This window comes from Intrasporangium sp. (assembly GCF_035688975.1).
Lineage (GTDB): Bacteria > Actinomycetota > Actinomycetes > Actinomycetales > Dermatophilaceae > CALMNV01.
Window position 1 is genome coordinate 15,637 of record NZ_DASSMH010000059.1, and the last position, 16,412, is coordinate 32,048.

13 protein-coding genes are annotated in these 16,412 nt (G+C 72.7%); 7 read left to right on the forward strand and 6 right to left on the reverse strand.

The genetic code is table 11. From position 1 onward, the window contains the following. Positions 1 to 4: 4 nt before the first annotated feature. On the reverse strand, positions 5 to 1,123 hold the full coding sequence (locus tag VFJ94_RS06080; RefSeq protein ID WP_325003302.1) for a lipid II:glycine glycyltransferase FemX: 1,119 nt from the start codon (positions 1,121 to 1,123) through the stop codon (positions 5 to 7). Between the two features lie 133 nt (positions 1,124 to 1,256). Between VFJ94_RS06080 and VFJ94_RS06085 the strand changes: the two genes are divergently transcribed. From VFJ94_RS06085 to VFJ94_RS06095, 3 genes are all read left to right on the forward strand, one after another. After that, a complete protein-coding gene (locus VFJ94_RS06085; RefSeq protein ID WP_325003303.1) occupies positions 1,257 to 2,855 on the forward strand; it encodes an ABC-F family ATP-binding cassette domain-containing protein in 1,599 nt (532 codons plus the stop codon). Positions 2,856 to 2,871: 16 nt separating this feature from the next. Continuing rightward, positions 2,872 to 3,648 carry an enoyl-CoA hydratase/isomerase family protein gene (locus VFJ94_RS06090; protein WP_325003304.1) on the forward strand — a complete coding sequence of 259 codons (777 nt, stop codon included), beginning with the start codon at positions 2,872 to 2,874 and terminating at the stop codon, positions 3,646 to 3,648. 94 nt (positions 3,649 to 3,742) lie between these two features. Next, positions 3,743 to 5,644, forward strand: a complete 1,902-nt coding sequence (locus VFJ94_RS06095; RefSeq protein ID WP_325003341.1) for an ABC transporter ATP-binding protein — start codon at positions 3,743 to 3,745, stop codon at positions 5,642 to 5,644. Positions 5,645 to 5,955: 311 nt separating this feature from the next. Here the strand turns inward: VFJ94_RS06095 and VFJ94_RS06100 are convergent, their stop codons facing one another. Continuing rightward, entirely contained in the window at positions 5,956 to 6,753 is a 798-nt protein-coding gene (locus VFJ94_RS06100; RefSeq protein WP_325003305.1) for an SURF1 family protein, read from the reverse strand. A gap of 32 nt (positions 6,754 to 6,785) precedes the next feature. Between VFJ94_RS06100 and moaA the strand changes: the two genes are divergently transcribed. After that, on the forward strand, positions 6,786 to 7,808 hold the full coding sequence (gene moaA, locus VFJ94_RS06105; RefSeq protein WP_325003306.1) for a GTP 3',8-cyclase MoaA: 1,023 nt from the start codon (positions 6,786 to 6,788) through the stop codon (positions 7,806 to 7,808). Positions 7,809 to 7,977: 169 nt separating this feature from the next. On the opposite strand, the gene VFJ94_RS06110 is transcribed toward moaA, so the two are convergent. Together VFJ94_RS06110 and VFJ94_RS06115 are read right to left on the reverse strand one after the other, a co-directional pair. Then, positions 7,978 to 8,196, reverse strand: coding sequence for a hypothetical protein (locus VFJ94_RS06110; RefSeq protein ID WP_325003307.1), 219 nt, complete (start codon positions 8,194 to 8,196; stop codon positions 7,978 to 7,980). Beyond that, positions 8,193 to 8,483 (reverse strand): DUF3099 domain-containing protein, encoded by a 291-nt coding sequence (locus VFJ94_RS06115; protein WP_325003308.1) that lies wholly within the window; start codon positions 8,481 to 8,483, stop codon positions 8,193 to 8,195. Before VFJ94_RS06115 ends, VFJ94_RS06110 begins: the two co-directional genes overlap by 4 nt. Positions 8,484 to 8,567: 84 nt before the next feature. Here VFJ94_RS06115 and fabG point away from each other — a divergent pair, with 84 nt between their 5' ends. The 3 genes from fabG to VFJ94_RS06130 all read left to right on the forward strand — a co-directional run bounded on the left by fabG (position 8,568) and on the right by VFJ94_RS06130 (position 12,476). Next, on the forward strand, positions 8,568 to 9,302 hold the full coding sequence (gene fabG / locus VFJ94_RS06120) for a 3-oxoacyl-ACP reductase FabG (RefSeq protein WP_325003309.1): 735 nt from the start codon (positions 8,568 to 8,570) through the stop codon (positions 9,300 to 9,302). Positions 9,303 to 9,375: 73 nt separating this feature from the next. Then, positions 9,376 to 10,137: an enoyl-ACP reductase FabI gene (gene fabI / locus VFJ94_RS06125; RefSeq protein ID WP_325003310.1), complete on the forward strand. Its 762-nt coding sequence runs from the start codon at positions 9,376 to 9,378 to the stop codon at positions 10,135 to 10,137. A gap of 38 nt (positions 10,138 to 10,175) precedes the next feature. Further along, positions 10,176 to 12,476, forward strand: a complete 2,301-nt coding sequence (locus VFJ94_RS06130; protein WP_325003311.1) for a tetratricopeptide repeat protein — start codon at positions 10,176 to 10,178, stop codon at positions 12,474 to 12,476. Positions 12,477 to 12,485: 9 nt separating this feature from the next. On the opposite strand, the gene cphA is transcribed toward VFJ94_RS06130, so the two are convergent. Both cphA and VFJ94_RS06140 read right to left on the reverse strand, forming a co-directional pair. Continuing rightward, positions 12,486 to 15,362: a cyanophycin synthetase gene (gene cphA / locus VFJ94_RS06135; RefSeq protein WP_325003312.1), complete on the reverse strand. Its 2,877-nt coding sequence runs from the start codon at positions 15,360 to 15,362 to the stop codon at positions 12,486 to 12,488. 92 nt (positions 15,363 to 15,454) lie between these two features. Further along, the gene (locus tag VFJ94_RS06140) at positions 15,455 to 16,408 is read right to left on the reverse strand and encodes a cyanophycinase (protein ID WP_325003313.1); all 954 of its coding nucleotides are present in this window, start codon (positions 16,406 to 16,408) and stop codon (positions 15,455 to 15,457) included. Positions 16,409 to 16,412 lie beyond the last annotated feature (4 nt).

The following is a 16,412-nucleotide window of genomic DNA, read 5'->3' on the forward strand; positions in this document are numbered from 1 at the left end:
CGGGTCATCGCCTCCTCAGGTAGAGCGAGAAGGCCGCGTAGAGCAGGCGGTTGAGCGGCAGGTCCCACTCGCCCGCGAGGCGCACCGCCTCGCCGCCCGTGCCCACCTTGAAGCGGATGAGGCCAATGTGCGGGTTGTCCGCGTCGAGGGTGGTCGTGATGCCCCGCAGGTCGTAGACGGCGGCGCCGGCCGCCAGGGAGTCGCGGATCATCCGCCACTGCAGGGCGGTCGAGCCCTGCAGCTCCCGCTTGTCCGAGGTCGAGGCGCCGTAGGCATACCACGCGTGGCCGCCGACGCGGATCCAGAGCGCCCCGGCCACGACGTCGCCGTCGTGCTCGGCGAGGTAGACGCGGATGCGGTCCGGGTCCTCGGCCGAGAGGGCGGCATACATCCGGGTGAAGTACTCGAGTGGGCGCGGGGTGAACCGGTCGCGCTCGGCGGTCTCGAGGTAGACCCGGTGGAAGGCCGCGACGTCCTCCGGCCCCCCGACCCGGACGCTCACGCCGTTGCGCTCCGTCTTCTTGATGTTGCGCCGCCAGAGCTGGTTCATGCCGGCGAGCAGGTCGGACTCCGACCGGCCCGCCAGCGGGATCTGGAAGACGTACTCCGGCTGCCCGGCGGTGAAGCCGTCGTCGGTGGAGAGGTGCTCGAAGCCGAGCCGGCGCAGCAGCTCGACGACGGCCGTGCCGACCGGCTCGACGACGTCGGGCGTGGCCTCGTCGTAGCGGCTCACGCCGCCGTCGCTGATCGACTCCTTGATCGTCAGGGGCCGCCACCGGTGGGTCGCGACGGGCGGCCCCATCCGCAGCGCGAACGCCTTCTTGCCCTTGAGGTGGTCCCGCAGTGCCCGGAGCATCTCCAGCAGCCGCGGAGACGACCAGTCGAGGCACGGCCCCTCCGGGATGTAGGCGAGCGACCGCCCGATCCTCGGCAGCGACCGGTGCAGCACGAGCGCCGCCCCGACCAGCTCCTCGCCGTCGAACCACCCGATCGACTCGGCCCGCCACTCCCTCTTGACGACCCCCCAGGCCGGGGTCTGCAGGAAGCTCACGGAGGGCTGCGCACGCACCCACGCGAGGTGCTCGGCGGGGGAGATGTCACGGACGGTGAGTGCGGCGGTCACGCTGGGCCACGCTACCGGAGAGGCCGTCCCCCGCCGGGTGCGCGCCCGACGCGTGCGGGGCACGGCATACGGGCTGGCAGAATAGGGGGGATGTCGGCCGCTGACGAAGTGCGGCACGCGAAAGGGGTATGCCGTGATCGTCGCCACCGGGATCGAGCTGCGGGCGGGGGCCCGCCTGCTCATGGAGGACGTCAGCTTCCGCGTCTCCGCGGGTGACCGGATCGGGCTCGTCGGGCGCAACGGCGCGGGCAAGACGACGCTGACCAAGGTGCTGGCGGGCGAGGCGCAGCCGGCCGGCGGCACGGTGACGCGGACCGGTGACGTGGGCTACCTGCCGCAGGACCCGCGCACGGGCGACCTCGACATGCTGGCCCGGGACCGCGTGCTCAGCGCCCGCGGCCTCGACGTCATCGTCCGGCAGCGGCGCGAGGCCGAGGCGCGCATGGGCAGCGACGACGAGGCGGTGCGGGACAAGGCGATGCGCCGCTACGCCCGCCTCGAGGCGGAGTTCGACGCGCAGGGTGGGTATGCCGCCGAGTCGGAGGCCGCGGCCATCGCGAGCGCCCTCGCGCTCGACGACCGGGTGCTCGGGCAGCCGCTCGGGACGCTGTCGGGAGGGCAGCGCCGGCGCGTGGAGCTCTCCCGGATCCTCTTCTCGGGCGCGGAGACGCTGCTGCTCGACGAGCCGACCAACCACCTCGACGCCGACTCCATCGTGTGGCTGCGCGAGTACCTGCGCGCCTACAAGGGCGGGCTCGTCGTCATCAGTCACGACGGGGACCTCCTCGACGCCGTCGTCAACAAGGTGCTCCACCTCGACGCCAACCGGGCCGCCCTCGACGTCTACAACGTCGGCTGGAAGACCTACCTCCAGCAGCGCGAGACCGACGAGCGGCGCCGCAAGCGGGAGCTCGCCAACGCCCAGAAGAAGGCGGGGGCCCTTCTCGCGCAGGCGGACAAGATGCGGGCCAAGGCAACCAAGGCGGTCGCCGCGCAGAACATGGCCAGGCGGGCCGAGCGGCTCCTCGCCGGTGTCGAGGGCGAGCGGGTCTCCGACAAGGTGGCCCGGCTGCGGTTCCCCAAGCCAGCGCCGTGCGGCAAGACGCCGCTGCGCGCCTCGGGCCTGTCGCGGTCCTACGGCTCCCTCGAGGTCTTCACCGACGTCGACCTCGCCATCGACCGCGGCTCGCGGGTCGTGGTCCTCGGGCTCAACGGCGCGGGCAAGACGACGCTGCTGCGGATGCTCGCCGGGGTGGACGAGCCGGACACCGGCCAGGTCGAGCCGGGGCACGGGCTGCGGCTCGGCTACTACGCCCAGGAGCACGAGAACCTCGACGTCGACCGGACCGTGCTGGAGAACATGAAGTCGTCCGCCCCCGACCTGGGGGAGACCGACGTCCGCAAGGTCCTCGGCTCCTTCCTCTTCTCGGGTGACGACGTGGCCAAGCCGGCCCGGGTGCTCTCCGGCGGGGAGAAGACGCGGCTGTCGCTGGCGATGCTCGTCGTGTCCTCGGCGAACGTGCTGCTCCTCGACGAGCCCACCAACAACCTGGACCCGGCCTCCCGCGAAGAGATCCTCGGCGCGCTGCGCACCTACGAGGGAGCGGTCGTGCTCGTGACGCACGACGAGGGCGCGGTCGAGGCGCTCGAGCCCGAGCGGATCCTGCTCCTGCCGGACGGCGTCGAGGACCTGTGGGGGCCGGACTACCGGGAGCTCGTCTCGCTCGCGTGACGGTTACCCTGCGCCCATGACGAGTCACCCCCACCTGCGGGTGGAGACCGACGGGGCCGTGCGGACCGTCACGCTCGACCACGCCGAGCGGCACAACGCGCAGACGCCCTCGCTGTGGGCGGCCCTGGCCGAGGAGGCCCGGTCGGTGCCGGACGAGGTCCGCGTAGTCGTCCTGCGAGGGGCGGGCCCCTCCTTCTCGGCCGGGATCGACACGCGGATGTTGACGCCCGCCGGCGTGCCGGGCGAGGAGCGGCTGACGGAGCTGGCCCGGCAGGGCCGGGAGGCGTTGCTGGCGGCGGTGACGCGCTACCAGGAGGGGTTCACGGCGTGGAGCGAGTGCCACGCCGTCGTCGTGGCGGCCGTGCAGGGCCACGCGCTCGGAGCCGGGTTCCAGCTGGCCCTCGCGGCGGACCTGCGCGTCCTCGCCGACGACGCGACGCTCGCCATGCGGGAGATCGGCTTCGGACTCGTCCCGGACCTCGGCGGGACCAAGGCGCTCGTCGACCTCGTCGGCTACGCCCGGGCCCTGGAGATCTGCGCCAGCGGGCGGCCCGTCGGCGCGGCGGAGGCCCACCGGCTCGGCCTGGCCACCGTCGTCGTCGCCGCCGCCGAGCTCGACACCGCCACGTCCTCGCTCGCCGAGTCCCTCGTCGCCGCGCCCGCGCCGGCGCTGCGCGCCCTCAAGCCGCTGCTGCGCCAGGCGGTCGGCTCGGACCTCGCCGCGCAGTGTCGCCGCGAGCGCGAGGCGCAGGCCGACCTGCTCCTGGGGCTGCTCGCCGCGGCCGGCCGCTGACCGGCCACCGGCCGCTGACCGGCCACCGGCCGCGGGAATCCCCGCTGCTTCCGCGGGGTTGACCGGGGGACGAAGGAGGACTGCGCGGGTGAGCATGCAGCCGTGGATGATGATGCGCGCGATGTCGCGCGACGTGTCGGTGACGGAGAAGACGCTCGCACCCGGCACGCGGCGGCGCGTCCTGTCGTATGCCGGGCCGTACCGTCGGGCGATCGCCGCCTTCCTGCTCCTCGTGGTCGTCGACTCCGTGCTCGTCGTGGCCGTCCCGCTCCTGCTGCGCCAGCTCGTCGACGAGGGCGTCATCCCCAAGGACTCCGGGGTCGTGGTGCGCCTCGCCCTCCTCGTGGCCGGCATCTCGGTCCTCGACGGTCTGCTCACGGTGGTCCAGCGGTGGTACTCCGCCCGGATCGGGGAGGGCCTCATCAACGACCTGCGCAACCAGGTCTTCGCCCACGTCCTGCGTCAACCCATCGCGTTCTTCACCCGCGCCCAGACCGGGTCGCTCGTGTCCCGCCTCAACAACGACGTCATCGGCGCCCAGCAGGCCTTCACGTCCGTGCTGTCCAACGTCGTGAGCAACATCGTCTCCGTCGTCCTCGTCGTCGCAGCGATGCTCGCACTGTCGTGGCAGCTCACCCTCGGGGCGCTGCTCCTCGTGCCGTTGTTCCTCCTTCCCGCCCGGGTCATGGGCCGCCGGCTCGCCGGCCTGGCTTCCCGGCAGATGGTCCTCAACGCCGACATGGGCAGCCGCATGACCGAGCGCTTCAACGTCGCCGGCGCGCTGCTCGTCAAGCTCTTCGGCCGCCCCGACCAGGAGGAGGCGGAGTATGCCGATCGCGCGGGCCGGGTGCGTGACATCGGCGTGAGCATCGCGCTCAACCGGTCCTTCTTCATGGCGGCCCTGACGCTCGTGGCAGCTCTCGCCACGGCCATGGTCTACGGCTTCGGCGGGGTCATGGCCGTCCAGGGAAGCCTCTCCGTGGGGACCCTGCTCGCCCTCTCGGCCCTGCTTGCTCGGCTCTACGGGCCGTTGACCTCGCTGTCCAACGTGCGGGTCGACGTCATGACAGCCCTGATCTCCTTCGAGCGGGTCTTCGAGGTGCTGGACCTGCAGCCGCTCGTCGCGGAGCGTCCCGGCGCGTCGCCGCTCCCCGAGGGCCCGCTCGCCGTCGAGATCGACCACGTCTCGTTCCGCTACCCGTCGGCGGACGAGGTGTCCCTCGCCTCCCTCGAGTCGACGGCATCCGGGGACCGCAAGGCCGGTGGTCCGGTCCTGCACGACGTCACCCTCCGGGCGGCGCCAGGTCAGCTCGTGGCCCTCGTCGGACCCTCCGGGGCCGGCAAGACGACCGTCACCTCGCTCGTCGCGCGACTCTACGACCCGTCCTCCGGCAGTGTCCGCATCGGCGGCCTCGACCTGCGCGACGTCACCATGCGCTCGCTGCGCGACCGGGTCGGGGTGGTGACCCAGGACGCCCACCTGTTCCACGACACCATCGGGGCCAACCTGCGCTACGCCCGTCCGGACGCCACGGACGAACAGATCGACGCCGCCCTGCGCGCCGCCCAGATCAGCGGCCTCATCGAGGAGCTGCCGCAGGGCCTCGACACCGTCGTCGGAGACCGCGGCCACCGCCTGAGCGGCGGCGAGAAGCAGCGCATCGCGATCGCCCGGCTCCTGCTCAAGGCTCCCGACGTCGTCGTCCTCGACGAGGCGACCGCCCACCTCGACTCCGAGTCCGAGGTCGCGGTGCAGCGGGCTCTGGACGCTGCCCTGGCCGGCCGCACGTCCATCGTCATCGCGCATCGCCTCTCCACGATCCGGCAGGCCGACCTCATCGTCGTGCTCGACCACGGCCGGGTCGTCGAGGCTGGGCGGCACGAGGAGCTGCTCGCCGCCGGCGGACTCTACGCCGACCTGCACGCCACGCAGTTCGACCCGCTGAGTCGCTCCCACGCCGACGCGATGGCGAGCCCGTCGCTGACCCGCCCCTAAGTCGAGTGGCCAGTTCCGTACGGTCCTGCTCCCGGTCGAGTGGCCACTTCCGTACGGACCTGCCTCCCTGGTCGAGTGGCCACTTCCGTACGGTCCTGCTCCCCGTCGAGTGGCCAGTTCCGTACGGCCGGCCTGTGCGGAAGCGGCCCTTCGATGGTCGAGTGGCCAGTTCGGTGCGGCCGCCTTGTGCGGAAGTGGCCACTCGACGGTTGGGGGGAGGGACGGTCAGGTGGAACCGCGCGATGATGCGGATGAGGCCCGTGCGGAAGTGGCCACTCGACGGGGGTGGGAGTCCCAGGAGACCCGGAGGGTCAGGCGTCTTCCTCGTCCCAGATCCGCACCTTCCTCGGCCGCGGGGTCGCTGGCTCGAGCGGTCCGCGCTCGTCTCCGTGCGCGAGCTCCCGGCGCATCGCCCAGATGACGAACACAAGGCCGCCGGGCATGGTGAGCCACCACTGGTAGGCATAGGCCTGGTGCGGGCCCAAGCCCTCGTCCGGCTGCGGCAGCGGCTGCACCGGATGGCCCGAAGTTGGCGCGGCGGGGGACTGGGACCCGAGCGTGACGTAGACGTCCCGCGAGGCCAGCAGGGGTCGTTGTGCCCGGGCGTCGGCGACGCTGATGCTCGCAAGCTGGCCGGCCGGCAGGTCGCGGCCGAGCGAGGGCTCCCCGGTGCGCAGCCACCCGATGATCTCCACCGGACCGCGGGGGGGAGGGTCCACCTCGGGCATGGTGGCCGCTGAACGAGCGTTGGGCACCCAGCCGCGGTCGACCAGCACGGTGCCGTCTTCGGTGTCGAAGGGGGTCAGCACCTCGAAGCCCACCGCCGAGTCGAGCGTCCGGTTGCGCACGAGCAGGTCGCCGTCAGCGGCATACGACCCGCGCACACGCACGTGCGTCCACTGGCGCTCTGGAGGCAGCTCCGCGCCGGTGAGCACGTCCGAGACCGGCACGGGTGCCGCTCCGTAGTTGTGCTCGATCGCGGCCACCTTGGTGCGCTGCTCGAGGTGGCGGTGCCACTGCCAGCTGCCGAGGAAGAAGCACGCCACGCCGAACCCGATCGCGATCACGGTGGCGACGATCCACCGACGCGTGAGCCACAGCCGAAGCACTCCCTGACGGTACCCGGCCTATTCTGGGTGCCATGACCCACCTGCCACTTCCGACCGTCCGGCCGACCCAACTGGCGGACCAGTTCGGCAGGGTGGCCCGCGACCTGCGCGTCTCGGTGACCGACCGGTGCAACCTGCGCTGCACGTACTGCATGCCCGCCGAGGGCCTGCCCTGGATGCCGAAGCAGGAAATGCTCACCGACGAGGAGATGCTGCGGATCATCGGACTCTTCGTGCGTGACGGCATCACGCAGGTGCGGCTGACCGGAGGCGAGCCGCTGCTGCGGCGCTCCCTGGTTGAGCTCGTGGCCGGCATCGCCGCATTCGACCCACGGCCCCGGATCGCCATGACCACCAACGGGGTCGGGCTGGAGCGGATGGCCGGGGCCCTCGCCGCGGCTGGGCTGGACCGGGTCAACGTGAGTCTCGACACCATTGACGCGGAGACGTTCACGCAACTCGCCCGTCGTGACCGGCTGGCCGACGTCGAGGCCGGTCTCGCCGCGGCGGCGGCTGCCGGACTGACGCCGGTCAAGGTGAACGCCGTCGCCATGCGCGGCGTCAACGACGCCTCGGTGGGCGACGTGCTGCAGTGGTGCCTTGAGCGAGGGTACGAGCTGCGCTTCATCGAGCAGATGCCGCTCGACGCCCAGCACGCCTGGGACCGGCGCGACATGGTCACCGCCGACGAGATCAGGGCCCGGCTGTCGGAGCGCTACACCCTGACCCCCCTCCCGGCGGCGGAGCGGGGCAGCGCTCCGGCCGAGCGCTTCCTCGTCGATGGCGGCCCCGCCACCGTGGGCATCATCGCGAGCGTCACCGCTCCCTTCTGCGCCGCGTGCGACCGGGCCCGGCTCACCGCGGACGGCCAGGTCCGCAACTGCCTCTTCTCTCGCACCGAGACGGACCTGCGGACGCCGCTGCGCGAGGGCGCGAGCGACGAGGAGCTGCTCGGGCTGATGCGCGGGGAGATGTGGCGCAAGCGGCGGGGCCACGGCATCGGCGACCCTGGATTCGTGCAGCCGGACCGCCCGATGTCGGCGATCGGCGGCTGAATGTGCGGACGTGGCCACTCGACCGGGTGGGGGTGTGCGCACGTGGCCACTCGACCGGGTGAGGGTGCGCGGACGTGGCCACTCGACCGGGTGGGGGTGTGCGCACGTGGCCACTCGACCGGGTGAGGGTGTGCGCAAGTGGCCACTCGACCGGGGTGGGGGTGACGGGTCAGCCGTCGGCGGCGGTGAGGGCCTCGACGCCGATGACCTCGAGGAGAAAGCCTCGCGCCGAGACGAAGTCGGCAAGCGGCTGACGGTGCTCGTCACACGCGAGCCAGACCTTGCGCCGGTCGGGGGCATGGAGCTTGGGGTTGCGCCAGACCACGGCATACCGAGCCGGGCGACGGCACCCCTTCGCGCTGCAGACCGCGGTGTCCGTGTCAGTCACTGGCCGAGCTGACGGGTGCGGTCGAGCGGGGGAGTCACCGGCTCGACGCGCCCCTGCTGGGGGGGTCGCACGGCGTTGGCGATGACGACCGCGAAGTAGGGCAGGGCGACGGCGCCGACGACGCAGACCCACCTCATCCACCCCGATGTCACGAACAGGAGGGCGAAACAGCCGACGCGAATCCCCATCATGGTCAGGTAGCGCCGCATGCGCTCGGCCTGGTTGTCCGTCGTCGACGAACGCGCCGACGTGACGGTGTAGACCACCGGCCGCTCAGACTCTCCCACCTGCCAACTCTAAGCCCCGTCGTGCGGCATACCCACGGGTAGTCCGTTAGGTTCGCCCTGTCGACCGGGAGCCGCCCGGCACGGATGCGAGGAGCCCTGGTGGGAGCGACGGAGCCACGGAACGTGCTCGTGACGGGCGGCAACCGGGGGATCGGGCTCGCCATCGCGCGCGCCTTCGCCGACGCCGGCGACAAGGTCGTCATCACCAACCGCTCCGGCGAGCCGCCGGAGGGGCTGTCGGCAGTGCGCTGTGAGGTCACCGACAGCGCCTCCGTGGACCAGGCGTTCACCGAGGCCGAGGGCATCCTCGGCGGACCGGTCGAGGTCCTCGTGGCCAACGCGGGGGTGACCCGTGACACGCTGCTGATGCGCATGAGCGACGACGACTTCGACGCGGTGCTCGACACCAACCTCGCGGGCGCGTTCCGGTGCGCACGGCGCGCGGCCACCGGCATGATCCGCAAACGACGGGGCCGGATCATCCTCATCTCGAGCGTCGTCGGGCTCTACGGCTCGCCGGGCCAGACCAACTACGCCGCCTCCAAGGCCGGGCTCGTCGGCCTGGCGCGCTCGATCACCCGCGAGCTGGGCGGCCGGGGGATCACCGCGAACGTCGTGGCGCCCGGGTTCGTCGAGACCGACATGACGGCAGCCCTGCCCGAGGCGCAGCAGAAGGCCTATCTCGCGAGCATCCCCGCCGGCCGCTTCGCGCGGGCCGAGGAGGTCGCGGAGGCGGTGCGCTTCCTCGCCAGCGACGCGGCCGGCTACATCAGCGGCGCCGTCATCCCGGTCGACGGCGGGCTCGGCATGGGCCACTGAGCCGGTCCCGCCCGGATCTCACCACGATCAGCCACCCGGCATACGACCTCCCGACGATACGAAGGGCACTCTCATGGGCATCCTCGAAGGCAAGAAGCTGCTGGTGACCGGCGTCCTCATGGACAGCTCCATCGCCTTCCACGTGGCACGCATCGCGCAGGAGGAGGGAGCGGAGGTCCTGCTCACGTCGTTCGGCCGGACGATGCGGATCACCCAGACGATCGCCAAGCGGCTGCCCAGCACGCCCGAGGTCATCGAGCTCGACGTGACGAACACGGAGCACCTCGACACGCTCGGCGAGCGGGCGTCGGCCTCGGTCGACCGGCTCGACGGCGTGCTGCACTCCATCGGCTTCGCCCCCCAGGGCGCCTTCAACTTCATGGAGGGCACCTGGGAGGACGTGTCGACGGCACTGCACGTGTCGGCATACAGCCTCAAGAGCCTTGCCGCGGCGGCCCTGCCGCTCATGTCCGGGGGTGGTGCGGTGGTCGGGCTCACCTTCGACGCGAGCTTCGCCTGGCCGGTCTACGACTGGATGGGCGTGGCGAAGGCGGCGTTCGAGTCCACCAACCGCTACCTCGCCCGTGACCTCGGCCCCAAGAAGGTGCGCTGCAACCTCGTCGCCGCGGGCCCCATCCGGACCACGGCCGCGAAGTCGATCCCCGGCTTCGAGAGGTTCGAGGAGGCCTGGGACAGCCGCGCCCCGCTCGGCTGGGACGTGGGCGACCCGGTGCCCGCCGCGCGGGCCTGCGCGGCCCTGCTGTCCGACTGGTTCCCGGCCACGACGGGGGAGATCGTGCACGTCGACGGCGGCGTGCACGCGATGGGCCTCTGACGTCGGTCGCCCGCAGCCCGGCTCGCTAGAGTCCAACCATGCCTGACGACGGGCGCCGCACCGTGACGCCCCCGAGCCCCCCGCCGAGTCACCCGCCGAGTATGCCGCCCAACGCCTCCTCGGCCCCGGTGGGGCCCCCCGTGAGGGTCGGCGAGGTGCGCGTCCTCGACGGGCCGAACCTCTACTTCACCCGACCGGCGATCAAGGTCAGCCTGCACCTGCCGGGATACGTGCAGCTCAGCAAGGACGAGGCGCTCGACGTCGCCGACCGGGTCGGGCTGCGCTCCGCACGGCCCGGTGGGGCGGGCACGGCCCTGCGGCAGCGCTTCGTCATGCGGCTCACCCGCACGGTCATGCGTCGGCTCGCCTCCGGGATCGGGGCCGGGCGCCACGGGGTCAAGGTGCGGGCGGGGGCCACGCCGGCCGACGTCGTCGTGGCCTTCCCATGGGCGGACCGGACACGCGGCCGGATGGCGGGGGAGCAGCTGGGGGAGGTCCTGCTCGCGCTCCTGTCCGACGGCGGGCAGGCCCGCCGCGCCATCGAGGCGGCGGCGGAGACGATCCTCGACGCTCCCGAGGGCTCCGGTCCGGCCCTGGTCGCTCCCGCCGTGCCGGTCGTCTCCGTGACGGGGACGAACGGCAAGACGACGACGACCCGGCTGCTCGCCCACATGTGCATGACGGCCGGAATGACGACGGCCTGGAGCTCCACCGACGGGGTCGTCGTGATGGGCAGGACCGTCCAGGCCGGCGACTACTCCGGACCGGCCGGGGCCCAGGCCGTGCTGGCGACCCCGGGCCTCGACGTGGGCATCCTCGAGACCGCCCGCGGTGGGCTGCTCCTGAAGGGAATGGGCGTCACGGTCAACGACGTGAGCGTGGTGACCAACGTCAGCGCCGACCACCTCGGCCTGCAGGGCATCGACACCCTCGACCAGCTCGCCGAGGTCAAGGCGATCATCACGACGGTCACCCGGCCCGGAGGGTGGGTCGTGCTCAACGGCGAGGACCCCCGGGTCTGGGCCATGCGCGCCAGGGCCAAGGCCAAGCCGTGGGCCTTCACGCTGGACCCGGACTCGCCAGCCCTCTGGGAGTCGCTCAACAGCGGCGGGCGCGGCATCACCGTGCTCGAGGGCGAGATCGTGGTCCTCTCGCCGAACGGCGACCCGGACCGGTTGGTCAAGGTCGTCGACGTGCCCATGACGATGAGCGGCCTGTCCCGGCACAACGTCGCCAACGCGCTGGCCGGCACGGCCGCCGCCCTCGGCCTGGGAGTGCCCCGTGCCGCCGTGGTGGAGGGGCTGCGGACCTTCTCGCCGGACCCGGTGCACAACTGGGGCCGGCTCAACACCTACTCCCTGCCCCTGCCGTCGGGGGGCAGCGCCACGGTGATCATGGACATGGCGCACAACGAGGCGGGTCTCGAGGCGCTCCTCGAGGTGGCCCGGGGCCTCACGGCGCCCGGCGGCTACGTGCGGCTCGCGCTGGGATGCGCCGGTGACCGGCCCGACGAGGCCATCGCGGGGATGGGCGAGCTCGCCGGGCGGGGCGCAGACGAGGTCGTCATCAAGGGGACGGCGCACTACCTGCGGGGCCGTGCGCCCGAGGAGCTCGCGGACCTGCTGCGGGCGGGGCTGGCCCGCGCCGGCGTCCTCGGCGTCCCCGAGCTCGACACGGAGGTCGAGTCGCTCGCGCACCTCGCCGCCCACGCCGTGGACGGAGACACGGTCGCGGTCATGTGCCATTCCGAGCGGGTCGAGGTCGACGGCTGGGTGCGCGCTCGGGGTGGCCGTGTCGACGACGCGCGCGCCATCCGCTGCAAGGTCGTCACGGCCCGGGGCGAGCACGAGCTGGAGGGCGAGATCGCCGGGGTCTGGTCCCTCGAGGACCCCACCGCGCGGGTCGAGGCTGCCCGCCGCCTCCTCGCCGCGGGCCCGGGAGACGCGCGCCTGCTGCACGAGTATGCCGCGACCCTCGACGCGGCCGGCCGCGAGGCCGAGGCGATCGGGCTTTACGAGCGAGCGCTGGCGGCCGGGCTGCGGGAGCCGCACCGACACCGCGGCCAGCTGCAGCTCGCCGCGTGCCTGCGCTCGGGGGGGCGCCTGGACGAGGCGCTCGGCCTGCTCGACGCCGTCTCGTCGGCTCGCCCGGGCAACGCCGCAGCCCTGATCCTCCGGGCGCTCGTGCTGGCCGACCTCGGCCAGGACCGCCGGGCCGTCGGCGACCTCATCCGCGCCCTCCTCGAGGCCAGCGCGGACCCGGACACGCAGCACTACCGGGACACCCTGGCGCGGTATGCCGCCGAGCTGGCTCCCGAGCCGGCGCGACCGCTTGCCTGAGGCGGCGCCTCAGGCGGCTCCGTCGTCACCCGTCACCCGGTCGACGCCCGCGGTGGCGAAGGCCTCGGTGGTGGCCTCGGCGCCCTCCGCCGCCGCCGACTCGGTGAGGTCCGCCGGGTCGAGGTCCGGGTCGCTGATGGCCGTGCCGGCCCGCGAGCCGGCCTGCGCGCTCTTGGTGCGGTCCTCGAGCTCGGCCGCCACGAGGGCGTGGTTGTCGACGCAGAGGACGACCAGGTCGCCGGGGTTCGCCCGCGCGAGGACGCTGCGCGTGGCCTCGAGCTCGTCGAGGACGACATCGACCTGACGGCAGCGGGCACCCTGCCCCATCCGGGACCGGGCGCCCTGTGCCACGAGCTCCGCGGTCTCTCCGCGTCGACGGCCCCGCAGGCGCATGTCCTCGCGCACGACGATGACGTCGAAGTGCTCCGCCGCGACCGCGCCGAGCTCACGCATGTCGTCGTCGCGCCGGTCGCCCGCGGCACCGATCATCCCGATCCGCGACGCGCGGCCCAGCTCCGCCGTGCCCGCCTTCTGGTCGGCATACCGGTCGACGAAGCTGCCCAGCTCCCGCATCCCGGCGGCGTTGTGGCAGTAGTCGAGGAAGACGTCGGCGTTGTCCACCCGGACGAGGTTGAGCCGGCCGGGCGACAGGTAGTAGGTCGTCGCGAAGGTGCGCAGGCCTTGGCGGATGTCGTGGAGCGGGGCGCCCGCGGCGAACGCCGCGCCGGTGGCGGCCATCGCGTTGGCCACGTTGAACCGGGCGGCCCCGCCGAAGGTCGAGGGCAGCAGGTGGGTCCAGGCCAGCTGGATGCTGCGGCGCCCGTGGTTGATGACGATCATGTCGCCCTTGTCGCTCGGGTCGAGCACCACCGCTCGCCCGCCTCGACGGCAGTAGTCGTCGACGAACTCGCGCACCTCGCTGCCGGGCGGCGACATCGAGAACCACACCACCCCGCCGGAGCATCGGCGGCGCATGGTGCGCACGTTGACGTCGTCGGCGTTGAGCACCGCGAAGCCGTCCCGGGGCACGGCCTCGACGATGACCGCCTTGACGTCGGCGAGCTGCCGCAGGGTGTCGATGCCCTGCATGCCGAGGTGGTCCGGGGCCACGTTGGTCACGACGGCGATGTCGTTGCGGTCGTAGCCGAGGCCCTCGCGCAGTATGCCGCCCCGGGCGACCTCCATGACGGCGAAGTCGACGCGGGGGTTCTGCAGCACCATGCGCGCCGACCGGGGACCCGACGCGTCGGCCTTGATGACGAGACGCTCGTCGATGACGACGCCGTCGGTCGAGGTCATCCCGACCTTGCGCCCGAGGCCCTTGAAGATGTGGGCGATCATCCGGGCCGTGGTCGTCTTGCCGTTCGTGCCGGTGACCGCGACGATCGGCACGCGCGAGGTGGCACCCGGCGGGAAGAGCAGGTCCACGACGGGCTTGGCGATGAACTGCGGCTCCCCGACCGTCGGGTGGGTGTGCATGCGGAACCCTGGGGCGGCGTTCACCTCGCAGATCGCACCGCCGGTCTCCCGGACCGGGAAGGTGATGTCCGGGCAGATGAAGTCGATCCCGGCCACGTCGAGCCCGACGAGGCGGGCCGCCTCCTCCGCGATCTCGACGTTGTCGGGATGCGCGTCGAACGTGCGGTCGATGGAGATGCCCCCCGTCGACATGTTGCCGGTGAGCGCCAGCTTGACCATCTCGCCCTCGGCGGGGACCGAGTGGAGCGAGTGCCCCTGACCCGCGAGGACCTCCTCGGCCGTCTCGTCGACCGTGATCCTGGTGAGCACCTTCTCGTGACCGACCCCGCGCCGGGGGTCCGCGTTGGTGAGCTCGACGAGCTCTGCCACCGTCGAGGTGCCGTCGCCGACGACGTGGGCGGGCACGCGCTCGGCGATGGCCTGCATGCGGCCGCCGACGATGAGGCACCGGTAGTCGCGGCCGGTGACGAAGGACTCGACGACCACGATGCCGCGGCGCGTCTCGGACCGGGCGGTCGAAAAGGCCTTCTCCACCTCGGCGTCGCTGCGCAGGTCGAGGCACACGCCGCGGCCGTGGTTGCCGTCGAGCGGCTTGAGCACCACCGGGAAGCCGATGCGGCGGGCCGCTGCCACGGCCGCCTCCGCGGTGCGCACCGACTCCTGCCTGGGGACCGGCAGGCCGGCGGAGGCGAGCAGCGTGGTGGTCAGGTCCTTGTCACACGCGATGTCGACGGCGAGGGCGCTCGTCTTCGACGTCATCGTGGCCCGGATGCGCTGAGCGTGCACGCCCTGGCCGAGCTGGACCAGCGAGGCGGAGTTGAGCCGGATGAAGGGGATGTCGCGGGAGGCCGCCTCCTCGAGGATCGCGGCCGTGGAAGGCCCGAAGGACGCCCGCTCGGCGGCGCGCAGGAAGGCGTTGAACTCTGCCTCGACGTCGAAGCCGTCGGCCGGCTCCACGAGATGGTTGACGAGGCTCACGGCGAGTCGGCCCGCCGCCACCCCCACCGTCTCGTCGGTGTAGCCGTAGATGACGTTGTAGCGTCCCGGCCGGCCCCTGACGCCACGTGTCTTGCCCCGGCGCTGGTCGTGGCCGGCCAGCGTCTGCAGCTGCAGGGCGACGTGCTCCGCGACGTGGCCGAGCCAGGTGCCCTCCCGGAGGCGCTCGACGAAACCCCCGCGTCGTCCGAGCGAGCACGTATGCCGGTCCAGGCCCGGCACGGCCTCGAGGAGCCGGTCGGTGAAGCCGGGCAGCGCGACGGTGGGATACATCTCCAGGCTGCCCAGGTCGACCACGAGGTGGATCGCCTGCTGGTAGGACCACACGTTGGGGCCGCGGTAGATCCGGGTCGACACGATGCGCAGGTCCGGACGTGCGGGACCGGTGGGAGTCGGCACCTCGACGGCCATGGCAGCTCCTCAGCTGGGGGTGAGAGCGGGCTCGTCGGGAGTGACGCGCCCGGTGGCGGAACGCCGGGGTCCGGGTTGCTGGAGCGGGGTCCTCAGGAGCCCGCCGGCGCGCCCGATCCCGCCGGCGCACCCGATCCCGCCGGTGCGCCCGAGCGCGCCGCGCGGACCTGCGCCGGCAGGACCGACACCTCGACGTCCGGGTGACGTTCGACGAAGTCGGTGAGCTCGACGTGCTCGAGGTCGAACGTACTGCCCGCGGGCAGGGTGTGCACCACCGCCCCGGAGACGAGCAGCGGGGCCCCGCGGCGCGCGTCCGGGGCGTCCGTGATCGCGTTGCGGGCGTTGACCAGGAACACCGCGCCGGTGCCGATGACGGAGAGGATCCGGCCGTCGCGGACCTCGGCGGCCGTGTTCTCGTCGACGCCCATGCCGAGCAGGTGGGGGGACGCGGCCACCATGGACATGAGCCGGCCGTATCGGCCCCGCTGGTCGAAGTGCTGGTCGATGATGACGTCCGGCACGAGGTCGAGACCCGCGGAGATCTGGCTCGCCCGCTGTCGTGGGGTCAGCCCCTCCTCGCCGAGGGAGATCATGAAGCGGCTCATGACGGACGCCCCCGCCGACGTGCCGGCGACGACCGCGCCCCGGTCGTAGGCCCGGTGGACGGCGTCGCCGACGGGGGTCCCGACGATGTTCTGGGCCAGCTTGTTCTGGCTGCCGCCGGTGAGGAAGACGCCCGTCGCGTCGTCCAGCAGCCGGACCATGCCGGGGTCGACGGCGTCGCGTCGGGTCCGCGGGTGGACGACGGAGACCTCGCCGCCACGCAACCGGGTGAAGGTGTCGCGGTAGGCCTCCGCCACCTCCTCCGGCACGGACGACGCGGTCGGGATGACGACGATGCGTGAGCGTCGGCCCCCCGCGAGCTTGACGAACCGCTTGAGCACCACCGAGCGGCCCATCCGGTCCTCGGCGCCTCCGATGATGAGCAGGGTGCGCGGGACCCGCCCATCTGCTCGCGCTCCGGACGGTATGCCGCTCGTCGCCATTGCG